Origin of the sequence: Thiohalocapsa sp., assembly GCF_019695415.1 — a bacterium.
Classification (GTDB): domain Bacteria; phylum Pseudomonadota; class Gammaproteobacteria; order Chromatiales; family Chromatiaceae; genus Thiohalocapsa.
This window is the reverse complement of the sequence record NZ_JAIFKJ010000166.1, coordinates 1-10993: the sequence shown is the minus strand read 5'-3', so window position 1 is coordinate 10993 and position 10993 is coordinate 1. Positions and strand designations below refer to the sequence as shown.

Sequence of the window (10993 nt, the reverse complement as noted above, 5' to 3'; positions counted from 1 at the left end):
ACGGAGATTGCGGCCGAGCTGCTTGCGCTTTGGCCAAGGTATCTCGACAGTCCTCCGTAAAGCGAAACCTGTGCCAAGTCCCCATCGAAGACCCTAGGCTGCGCAAAAGAAGAGGATTATCGAGTGTGCGAGCAGGCAGCGTGGTAGCTTTGGCGCAGCAAGCGCCTTGGCGCGCCCGCGCTATGTCGTGCCGGCCGCGAAGGGTCGTGGGGTCGCGTGGTGGCCCTGGGCTGGTTTGCCCGCAGTGGCCTGATCAAGCGCGGCGAGGGAACTACCAAGACCGCGGGGTGCCAATGGCGGGTAAGGCCGCGGTGGTCTCGGCGCCAACGTCGCTAAGCAACGGTCCACCTCCGCAAGTGAGATCTGCTGGCAAATTGTTTGCGTTGTCAGTGAGTCGTTCCTTAGCGATATGTTGCTGCGGTTATGAACTCTCCAAAAGACTCGCACCAGACGACGACGGTGTTATAGTCGGCGGGGTCAATGTCGGCCGGCATTGGCACGATGAAGTTCTCAAATGTGTCGATGTCGCCAACACGCACGGCACGGTCACGGATGGCCTCGAACTCGGTCTCGGTCTCGACGAACGACGGTGCGAGATAAAGCTTATAGTCGGGACCTGGCGCGACCCGGCCCATGAGCGTTACCGCGTCCGGACCGACGGCGACGATTCCCTCGCCCCAATGCAACAAGTCACTGCCTTCGAGATCCCGGCGAAACTCGCCGCTGTAAGCCGCCTGTGCGGCGGCCTGCTCGACCTCGGCAATGCTAGGTGCATTGGGGGCGGTGAGAATCGGTAGAAAGTAGACGCCGGCGGCGAAGCCAATGGCCAAGGCGATGGCCTGGGTGGTGATGCACAGGATCAGCATCTTCATCAGAGTGGCCTTCGATCGCCGTGAATGGTGAAGTTGAGACTGGAAGTGCCGGAACGCGTCGGCTTGCGACCCAAATAGGGCACGGCGAGTCTTCCAGGCGGTGGAGCGCATGCGACGAACAGGGACCTGTAAGGTTCGCCCCGGTGGCTGCTTGCAGTCCCTTGCGCGCACCCGCGCCTAGTCGCGAGCCATCCAGGTCCACCGCGTCAGCCGGCCCGTCTCCGGTGCCGCGTTGACGGGACTCGCACGTGGCCTCTCCAAGCGCTGGATCCGGTGCGTCCGCACCGCACCGCCGCTCAATCAGGCAGGAAAGTCAGCACGTTGCCGTTCATGCAGTAGCGCTTGCCGGAGGGTGGCGGGCCATCGTTAAAGACATGCCCCAAGTGGATGCCGGAACTGGCGCTGCGGACCTCGATGCGCCGCATACCGTGGGAGTTATCCTCGTGCAGGGTAACCGCGCCTTCCACCGGTTGGAAGAAACTGGGCCATCCGGTGCCGCTCTCGAACTTGGCATCGGTGCGGAACAAGGGTTCGCCGGTGATAGGGTCAACGAAGACGCCCGGCCGCTTCTCGTCCAGATGCGAGCCAGTGAAGGGTCGCTCGGTACCTTGCGCGAAGGCGATGCGCCGCTGCTCCGGGGTCATGAGGCGCTGGCCGAGCCATTGCCAGAAGCGTTCTCTGTCGCCCTTGTAACCGGTATAGCGCGAGACCTCTCGGCCGTCCTCGAACAGCACCATGGTCGGCGTTGCGAACAATGCCTTCTCAAGCTTCCAACCCTGCGGCGGCTCGGTGGCATAGGTGGCGGCAAACGGCACCTCGGACGACCAGCCGTCCAGTACCTCAGTGCGGAAGAGCTTGCAGTAGGGGCAATCCTCAGCCTCGAACACGATGAGCTGCCGCTCCCGGCTTAGGTCTGCTGCGTTGAGCGCCTCAGGCCGCGCCTGCGCCGGCTGACCCGGATAGGCGACGTCCGTGCCGCCGAGGCCACAGTAGCCGTTCGGGTTCTTGACGAGGTAGTCCTGGTGGTAGCGCTCGGCGCGATTGTAGTTGCGCAGGGGTGCGATCTCGGTGGTTATGGGTCCGTAACCCGCTGCGGTCAGTGCCTGCTGGTAGGTGTTCCGGGTCGCAAGGGCCACCGCTCGCTGCGCCGGGCTATTGGTGTAGATGGCGCTGCGGTTGTGTGTGCCTTTGGCATGTCCCTGTGGACCGCCTTGGGTGGGGTCGGGGTTTGGCCAGAAGCCGATCAGCACCCGCTCCAGCGACACCTGCGCCGGATCGAAGGTGACCTTGACCACCTCCGCATGATTGCGCTCGTCGGTGCGGCCCCGCTGAATGGCCTGCTCCAAGTCCAGCACGTCCCGGTAACCAGCGTGCGCGGCGTCGCCGCCCGCGTAACCGGATTCAACGTCGATGACGCCGGGGACAGCGGCCATGCGCTTCTCGGCACCCCAGAAGCAGCCCATGCCTAAGACGATGGAGTCGACCTCCGCCAGCGCCGGCAAGGGCGCGGCGAGGATGAGCCCCGAAAAAATGCACCGCGTGATCGTGTTCATGTGAGACCAAGCCCTTGGCTGTTGATGTCAACGCTAAGACCGGCGCTCATCGCATATCGTTTCAGCGCTCGGGCGCAGCATGCGACACGCAAACATTCACCAATTGTCGCCGGACCGGTACATCCCCGCTCCGGGGATCGGCGACTCTAGGCAATCGCGGGCATGTACCTTACGCCGTCGGCCCCCATGAAAAGCCGGACTTTCGACGCACGCGTCACGACCGCGCCGACGTCGCAGAGGAAGCCCGGCTTCGGCTCGCGGCGCCTCGCAAGAAGCCACGAGATATCGCGCGGGGTGCCACGGCATAGCGTGGGCGAGCACCATCTTCTTGTGCTCACAAGTGGTGATGGCAGCTCCACGCTTGAGCGATTTACGCTGTATTTGCAGGAGCTTAGCAGATCGAAACAGAAGCTGGCATGAATCTGGCTTCGGATTGTTATGACACAACGGCGACTGACAAGCGAATCGCGCCGGAGTCGTTGTGAGTCAGCAGAGGATCGTATCCTCTACAATCCCTGTTGCTCAATCACGCACGGTGTGCGTGAGAAACCTGTTACCAACTGAATCCAGTCGTCAGTCCGCACCTTGCGTCGACCCTATCACCAGCAGCATGCTCTATGTCACTCGCAGGAAAAACCGCACTCATCACCGGCTCGACCAGCGGTATTGGCTTGGGGATTGCCGAGGGCTTTGCCGAGGCCGGCATCAATGTCGTGATCAATGGCTTCGGCGATGCCGCAGCCATCGAGCAAGAGCGGGCGGGTCTGGAGGCCCATGGGGTGAAGGCCGTTTACTACGGGGCTGACATGAGCAAGCCGGATGCCATCGAGGCCATGATAAGCAGCATCGTCGAGGAATTCGGTCAGCTCGACATCGTGGTGAACAATGCCGGGATTCAGCACGTCTCGCCCGTGGAGGAGTTCCCTCCGGAGGAATGGGACGCCATCTTGGCCATCAACCTGTCGTCGGCCTTCCACACCATCCGCACCGCGGTCCCCTCGATGAAGCACGCGGGCTGGGGCCGGATCATCAACCTCGCCTCCGCGCATGGGCTCGTGGCATCCCCCTATAAGAGTGCTTATGTGAGTGCCAAGCACGGCATGTTGGGGCTGACCAAGACCATCGCGTTAGAGATCGCGCAGGATAACATTACTTGCAATGCCATCTGCCCCGGCTATGTCCATACGCCCATGGTTGAGAAGCAGATTCCGGATACCGCCAACGCGCGCGGCCTGACCGAGGACGAGGTCATCAGGGACGTGCTGCTGGCGGCGCAATGGACGAAGAAGTTCGTCACCGTGGAGCAGCTGGCGGGCACGGCGCTGTTTCTGTGCTCTGAGCACGCTGAGAATATCACCGGCACGTCCATTGCCGTCGATGGCGGCTGGACCGCAGCCTGAGCGAGGTTGCGATCAGGAGCAGGCATCATGCAACAAGCCGATGTGCTCGACCTTCCGTCCATGCCCCTGGCTTCCCCAAGCTACCCGCGTGGGCCTTATCGTTTCATCGATCGTGAGTATCTGATCATCAGCTATCTGTCTGACCCCGCCGCGATTCGGGCGCAGTTGCCCGAGCCCCTGGAGCCGGACGGCTCTGATCTGGTGCTCTACGAGTTCATCAAGATGCCGGACAGCTCCGGCTTCGGCAGCTATACGGAAAGCGGCATCGTGATTCCGGCCCGCTACGAGGGCGAGACGGTCAATTTTACGTCGCAAATGTATCTGGATATCGAATCGCCGATCTCCGGGGGCCGGGAGATTTGGGGGTTTCCGAAGAAGCTGGCGCAGCCCGCGCTGGCGGTTCGCCAAGACACGTTGACCGGTACCCTGGATTACGCCGGTGAGCGCGTCGCGCTCGGCACCATGCGCTACAAGCAGGAACAGAACACCTACGACCTGAAGGGCGAGACAGTGTGCACCGCCTGTGTCGACACCATAGCGCAGAAAATGAGCATGACGCAGGTCAACTTGAAGTGGATTCCAGAGGTCGATGGCAGCCCTGCGATTGCTCAGCTGGTCGCCTACAATCTGACGGACATCACGGTCAAAGGCGCCTGGTCCGGACCCGCGCGACTCCATCTGGTGCCGCACGTGAATGCCCCCGTTTCCGATCTGCCGGTCCGTGAAACCATCGCGGGCATGCATTTCGTCGCCGATCTGACGTTGCCATACGGACGGATCCTCTATGAGTATCTCGACCGGTCGGCAGGTCGTGCATGACCCAACCCGAGTAGGTTCTACGATGGCAACAGCACAGAAGAGGGTCAATCTGGCGCTGCAAGGCGGCGGCGCCCACGGGGCATTCGCGTGGGGCGTGTTGGACAAGCTCCTGGAAGACGGGCGCTTGGCCGTCGAGGGCATCTGTGCCACGAGTGCGGGGACCATGAACGCCTGCGCGCTGGCTTACGGCATGCATCTGGGCGGCCCGGAGCGCGCACGGCAGGCACTGCATGATTTCTGGTGGAATATCCACCGGTCCGGGCAGACGCATAATCCGGTCAGGCTGTTGCCCTGGGAGCATTGGCTCGGCCGCGGCATGGAGCACTCGCTGGCCTACATGTTCTTCGACTCACTGACCCGTATGCTCTCGCCGTACCAGTTCAACCCGTTCGACATCAATCCGTTGCGGGACGTGCTGCTTGAAGCTATCGATTTCGATGAGCTACGCCGCTGCGAGTGCGTGAAGCTCTTCATCAGCGCCACGCATGTGGCGAGCGGCAAGGTGCGCGTGTTCGAGGCCAAAGACATGAGTATCGACGTGGCGATGGCGTCGGCTTGCCTGCCCTTCTTGTTCAAAGCAGTCACGGTGGGTGGAGAAGATTTTTGGGACGGGGGCTATGTGGGTAATCCAGCACTCTTTCCTTTGTATTACGACACGGAAAGCCGGGACGTGATCATCGTCCACATCAATCCAATCGTACGTCAGGAGACCCCGAGGCGGGCACCGGACATCATGAATCGCCTCAACGAGATCAGCTTCAACTCCTCGCTGCTCAAGGAAATGCGAGCGATCGCGTTCGTGAAGAAACTCGTGGAGCACGATATGCTTAAGGACGAGTATAAAACGCATTTCAAGGATGTTCTCGTGCACTCGGTGCGTGCCGACAAGGCGCTGTGCGAGTTCTCGGTGGCAAGCAAGTTCAGTTCCGACTGGGACTTTCTGACCAAACTTCGCGATAGAGGACGCGAGCAGATGGCTGACTGGCTCAATGAACATTTCGATGCGATTGGGCAGCGCGATACAGTGGATCTGCATAACGAGTTCCTTGCCTCCACCACCCGGCTGTTCGGGGATAGGCCGGGAGATGCGATATAAAGAGGATGGACCGCTGGAATCCGGATCAGCTCCTATCAAGTACCCGGATAATGCCCTGAATCCGACTGCCAGTTGTAATGCGCTGGTGGCGCATCAGTGTGTGCCATCGGTCCAAGGCACTGCTGTTTCGGTGGTCTCACGGCGCAGTGCACGCGCTCCATCGCGGATGCTGACCGTCTCGAAGGCGGGCCTTGATCATTCTCCCGGCCGTCCGCTCGCGAACGCTTTGCGTAGCCAGGGCTTCCATCCCTGATTTCCTCAGGCCAGGATGGCCTGACTACGCAGTCGACTGCGCATGTGGTCGGAATTATGATCAAGGCCTGAAGGCGCGGCAGCCAGTCGCGCGGTGTGCCGCCAGCGCCATCATCGATGAGTGTTCGCGACAATTGATGAAGTGCGCCTTGCGTGGAGCACCGCGGGCACTACGCCAGGCCGGTGACGCTCGTCAGCGGCCTTGCGTTTGTTCGTCCGCCACCCGCAAGGAGCATGCTGCGACTGCCGGGCTTTCTGCAAGCGCAAAGAAGCTCACGCGGTCCGGGCGCTTCAGCAGCTCCTCCGCCGCGATGAACCCGGCGATGCTCCAGGTCTGGAAGGCCCTGGCCTCCTTGCCGATCAGGCGGCCGTCGGGGCCGTCGTAGTATTCGGGCCAGCGCTGCTCGTTGATGCGGGCGGCGGCGGTGTCAAGGGCGCGCCGGGCGAGCTCGGGTCGGCCCGCCGTGACGGCCGCCGCGGCGAGCAGCCAGAGCAGGAAGGGCCAGTTGCCGCCGTTGTGATAGGACCAGGGGGTGTTTTTGGGGTCGGCACCGGTGATGGACTGCCAGTCCAGCCCGTCCAAGGCCGGGAAGCAGAGCTTTACCGGCATCGCGCCGAGGAGGTCGTCCCAGCGCTGCTCCAGCAGCGCCATGATCGCATTGGACTGCTCTTCGTTGGCGATGCCCGTCATGACCGCCATCAGGTTCCCCTGCGCGAACCATCGAAAATCCATGCGCCCGGGGCCGACATTACCGGCGAAGTACCCGCCGCTGGTCGGGAGCCAGCGCATGATCCAGTCGGGAATGGAGGCTGGGTAGATGTTCAGGGTGTTGACGACCTCCCGGCCGTATTCCTCTACCTTGTAGCGGTAGATCTCATTCAGCCGCGCGAAGTCCATCCAATAGTAGCGGCGCAGGTGATAGGTCAGGTGGCCCAGGCGCTCGATGACCGCCTCCCGCAGCGGGTCGTCGTCGGCCAGCAGCGCCTGCGCGGCGGAGAGCGCGGCCACGAACAGGACCTGGATGTCGAATGGGTAACCGTAGACGCCCATGCGCCGGTCGATCATGTAGCCGCCGTCTGGCACGAGCAGCGTCGGATACATGTCGAAGCGCGGGGTCAGGCAGAGCGCCAGGATCAGGTGGATGGCGCGCTGAAAGTCCGCTTGCCTGGCGAGGCCCTCATCGCCGCTCGCCCGGGTGTAGGCGAGCAGCAGAATCAGCCACCAGAAGCCTGAATCCACCGGCGCGACCCGCGCGATGGCGTGCTCGCCGAAGTCCGGCACCAGCACCTCTTCCGAGCTCTGGGTCTGCACGGCGAAACTCGCCGGCATCAGCCCCTCACCGGGGCGGAAGCAGTCGAGGTGCTTGTCGCGACTCTGCAGCTCCACCAGCGCGGTGAGAAAGTTGCGCACGATGTCGGTCTGCCCCCGCAGCAGAAACGCGGCGGCGGATACCGCGAAGTCCCGGGTGAAGACCTGGTCGTAGTTCAGGACGTCGATGTCCGGATCCCGCGCGGCGACGGTGCCCACGGGCTCGCCGCGATAGAAGACGATGGATTGCTCCAGCTCGTTCCAGGCCGTGGGCAAGAGTTCTGCATAATCGGACATGCTGTCCTCTTAGATGGTATTACAGAGCAGACGGTTTCGGACTGACGGACTACCAGCCGTGGCGCGCTATCTTGCCAACGTGATCTCAACGGTCGCGAACGGCGCGTCGTATCCAGTGCCGGTGAGCACAGCGATAGGCTCGGGCGGGTTCGTAGGCGCATTGTCGAGTGAGAAGTTGCCCGCCGAATCACCCTCCTCGGTGCCAGCGTTGATTGCGAACAACGCCTCTTTGTACCGCTCGATCATCTGCCCATTCTTCATCAACGGTAGGGAGTCGATCCCGACAATCCAGTCGGGAGACGGTGCGATCATCGTGGCCAAGGATAAAAGCTCCGTGCCCTTCGGGACCTCGATCGTGAAGGCAAGGCTTGGCGTACCGTCCCGCAGAGGCCACAAGGCCGCTGACTTGACATAGGCCTTGACCTTACCTGCGTCGGCAGCATCCGCTACGTCTCCATCCAGCTTGGCTGTGCGGCCCAGCTCGGCGAGGTCCTCGAAGCTATCCGAAGCCAGCCCACCGAGTTTGAAGAGGCTGAAGCCTCGGTCGTGGGCGATGACGGCGATGGGCGAATAGTGGGCGTCGGCCGGGTAGGACGCGTGGTCGTTCGCATTCCACAGGTTGGTGAATTCGATCTGATAGGTCACCGTTTCGACATCTTGGTGCTTGGGCAGGGTGCCCTGGGCGATGGTCAAGTCAGTGCCGAGCGCGAGTCCGAGGGTAAGGCCGATTGCGCTGATGCTTGCAAGCGTGTTCATGGTCGAGTCTCCGAGCTCGTCGGTTGAGGTTGTTCGATCAGACCGACCGCGATCAGGTCGATGAGGCGAAGCCCAATTGCAGTCCCCGTCCTCCGTGCTGCCGACAGCAGTCGGCGGACATGGGAATGGCCTCGCGACCTTCACAGCGGGGCGCTGGTGATCTGTGTAAGCCCCGGCGCAGGTGAGGCTAACCGCGCCCGGACACCGGCACAGCGGCGCCCGTAACCGCGTCCGCCTCCGCCGATGCGAGGAACGCAATCACGTTCGCTACGGCGGCGGGACTGACCCAGTCACTCGTATCGGTATCCGGCATCGCGCGGCGATTGTCGGGTGTATCCATTGTGCCCGGCACCACGCAGTTGACGTTAATGCCGTGCGCTTTGACCTCATCGGCGAGCGATTCGGAAAGGCGCAGCAGCGCTGCTTTCGCGGCGCCATATGCCGCGTAATTGGCGGCGCCCCGGAAGGCGTTCTGACTGGCGATATGCACGATCCGGCCGTGTCCTTGCGACAGCATCACGGGGATGACCGCGCGGGAGATGATCAAGGCGGCCATCAGGTTCACCTCCAGCAGGAAGCGCCAGGTGTCGAGTGGCTCGGTGTGCACCGGCTGACCGCCGCGAAACGCGCCGACCGTATTGATGACGGCATCGACACGGCCGAATCGCTCGACGATCCGAGCGATCAGGTCGCTCGCAGCACCCTCATCGGTGAGGTCCACCCCACCGACGAGCATGTGCTGCGCGGAGTCCCAGTCGCCGTAGCGTTCCTGCAATCGGTCATCCGACCTATCGGCCAAGATGGTGTGCGCCCCGAGATCACGAAACGCCTGTGCGCAGGCTTGGCCGAGATTGCCGGTGGCTCCCAGCACCAATACGACCGTATTGCTGTCGATCTGCATGATGGTCCCCTCACTCTTGGGTTGCGGCCCGCGCCGCTTCGTGGATGAGTACCGCGTGCCCCGTGGGCCCGCGTACGTGCACTGCGCTCGGAAACTCCGCATCGTCCGGCAGCGCGATGACACCGGGCGACACAAGCGTGCCGCCGTGCTCCATGAGCTGCGCCGAGAGGCCGTCCAGCGACGGTGAGCGCATCCGGATGTGCCAGTGCCAGAGGTCGTTCGCCTGCGTGTCCACCGGCATCGGCCGTCCCGTGGGTGGGGCCAGGTACTCGAGAAACTCGATGGCGGGCCCCTCGGGCGAGCCCAGCGCCGTGATCCGCAAGCGCGCGCCGAAGACGTTGTTCAAGCGCTCCTGCTCGATGCCGTAGTTCTCCGATGCGCCCATGACGGACAGGCCGAGGCCATCGCGATAGAACCGCAGGGCCTCCTCTGTGTCCCGGACGACGATGGCCGTATGGTCTATCCCTAGGAACAGTGCTGCCGTCGGCGCATGCCAGCGCGGGTCGCCCTTGTCCGGCGGGAACTCCAGCAGCTCCAGGTGGTTGCCGTCGGGGTCGCGGAAATAGAAGGCCTCGATGCCGCCGGCGTTCTCGTTCCAGTCGGGCAGCCGCTGCGGGGCGGGCGAGGCGTGGGTGACGTCGTGCTCGCGCAGATGGGCATAGGCCGCGTCCATGTCACTGACGATGATGGCGATGTGCTGGAACCACTCGTCGTTGCTGCGGCTGCCCGCCGGGATGGGGCGGCCTTCGGGGGCGATGAAGTCGATCAGCTCGATGAACTCCTCGCCCAAGCGCAGTCGCAGAACCTCCGCGCGCAGGCCGAAGACGCCGAACAGCCGCTCGAACTCGGTGCCGGAGATCTCGTCCTCCGCGACCACCTCGAAGGGCAGCACGCGGGTGTAGAAGTCGCGTGCCGCATCCATGTCCCGGACGGTGATGCCGATGGCTTCGACGGCCGCGATGCCGTTCTTCGACTCGGCCGCGACGCTGCTCGAAGCGATGCCCAGCAGCAGCGCGGCAAGCGGGACAATCAGGCCCGCAGCTCGGTTGCGCGCCGCTCCAGAGACATGCCGTTCGCGTACCATCGCTGTCACGGCGCCGCATCCCGCGCAAGGTGCTCGCCCAGCCGCAACCCCCAGGCATAGATGGTCAGCGCCGGATTCACCCGGCTGGAGCGCGGCAGCACGCTCCCGTCGGCGACATAGAGCCCGTGCATGCCGTGCACCCGGCCATGGGCGTCCACCACCGAGGTCAGCGGGTCGTCGCCGGTCACCAGGCTGCCGAGCGCATGCGCGGTGCCGGCGAGCCCCATGTAGCGCGACACGCCGACCATGCCCGCGCCGAGCAGCGCCCGCGTGAACGCCTGCACCAGTGCCCGGTGCTCCTGCTGCGCCGGCGGCAGACGCTCCAGGTCGTAGTCCAGCACCGGCAGACCGCCGTGGCCGCCGCAGGAGATGACCCGGTTGTCCGGATGCGAGCCGTCTTCGGTGGTGACGAAGAAGCCGTAGGCGCGGGCGCCGGCGGCATGGGCCAGGAACTTGGGTACGGCGGCGGGCAGCTGGGTGGCGAGGATCTCGCCGTCCATCCAGCCGAGGCACTGGATGCTGCTGTGCGGGAAGCGCTGGTTGTAGAAGATCGCCGTCTTGCGCAGCACGTCGGTCTTCTTGAAGGGCGAGAAGCCGAGCAGGGCGCTGTTCAGGTGCAGCTTGAAGTTGGCGCCCACCACCGGCGCGGAGGGC

The 10993-nt window shown here is 63.5% G+C and carries 10 protein-coding genes; 3 read left to right on the top strand and 7 right to left on the bottom strand.

Annotated features, from left to right (window positions below; translation table 11 throughout):
• Positions 1–401 precede the first annotated feature (401 nt).
• On the bottom strand, positions 402–872 hold the full coding sequence (locus tag I6U14_RS04520; protein WP_296897220.1) for a DM13 domain-containing protein: 471 nt from the start codon (positions 870–872) through the stop codon (positions 402–404).
• 296 nt (positions 873–1168) lie between these two features.
• On the bottom strand, positions 1169–2425 hold the full coding sequence (msrB, locus tag I6U14_RS04515) for a peptide-methionine (R)-S-oxide reductase MsrB (RefSeq protein WP_296897218.1): 1257 nt from the start codon (positions 2423–2425) through the stop codon (positions 1169–1171).
• A 617-nt stretch (positions 2426–3042) separates the two neighbouring features.
• On the opposite strand from msrB, the gene I6U14_RS04510 reads away from it, so the two are divergent.
• The 3 genes from I6U14_RS04510 to I6U14_RS04500 are packed head-to-tail and all read left to right on the top strand — an operon-like array spanning position 3043 to position 5740.
• The gene (locus I6U14_RS04510; protein ID WP_296897217.1) at positions 3043–3825 is read left to right on the top strand and encodes a 3-hydroxybutyrate dehydrogenase; all 783 of its coding nucleotides are present in this window, start codon (positions 3043–3045) and stop codon (positions 3823–3825) included.
• Positions 3826–3852: 27 nt separating this feature from the next.
• Positions 3853–4644 (top strand): acetoacetate decarboxylase, encoded by a 792-nt coding sequence (locus tag I6U14_RS04505; RefSeq protein ID WP_296897215.1) that lies wholly within the window; start codon positions 3853–3855, stop codon positions 4642–4644.
• A gap of 22 nt (positions 4645–4666) precedes the next feature.
• Complete coding sequence (locus I6U14_RS04500) at positions 4667–5740, top strand: patatin-like phospholipase family protein (RefSeq protein WP_296897214.1); 1074 nt, start codon at positions 4667–4669, stop codon at positions 5738–5740.
• A 445-nt stretch (positions 5741–6185) separates the two neighbouring features.
• Here the strand turns inward: I6U14_RS04500 and I6U14_RS04495 are convergent, their stop codons facing one another.
• The 5 genes from I6U14_RS04495 to I6U14_RS04475 form a co-directional block, all read right to left on the bottom strand.
• A complete protein-coding gene (locus tag I6U14_RS04495) occupies positions 6186–7598 on the bottom strand; it encodes a glycoside hydrolase 100 family protein (protein ID WP_296897212.1) in 1413 nt (470 codons plus the stop codon).
• Between the two features lie 66 nt (positions 7599–7664).
• Positions 7665–8354 (bottom strand): spondin domain-containing protein, encoded by a 690-nt coding sequence (locus I6U14_RS04490; RefSeq protein ID WP_296897209.1) that lies wholly within the window; start codon positions 8352–8354, stop codon positions 7665–7667.
• Between the two features lie 187 nt (positions 8355–8541).
• Positions 8542–9255, bottom strand: a complete 714-nt coding sequence (locus I6U14_RS04485) for an SDR family NAD(P)-dependent oxidoreductase (protein ID WP_296897208.1) — start codon at positions 9253–9255, stop codon at positions 8542–8544.
• A gap of 10 nt (positions 9256–9265) precedes the next feature.
• Positions 9266–10339 (bottom strand): VOC family protein, encoded by a 1074-nt coding sequence (locus I6U14_RS04480; RefSeq protein ID WP_296897221.1) that lies wholly within the window; start codon positions 10337–10339, stop codon positions 9266–9268.
• Between the two features lie 5 nt (positions 10340–10344).
• A partial coding sequence (locus I6U14_RS04475; RefSeq protein WP_296897206.1) for a GMC oxidoreductase occupies positions 10345–10993 on the bottom strand: 649 nt, incomplete at its 5' end.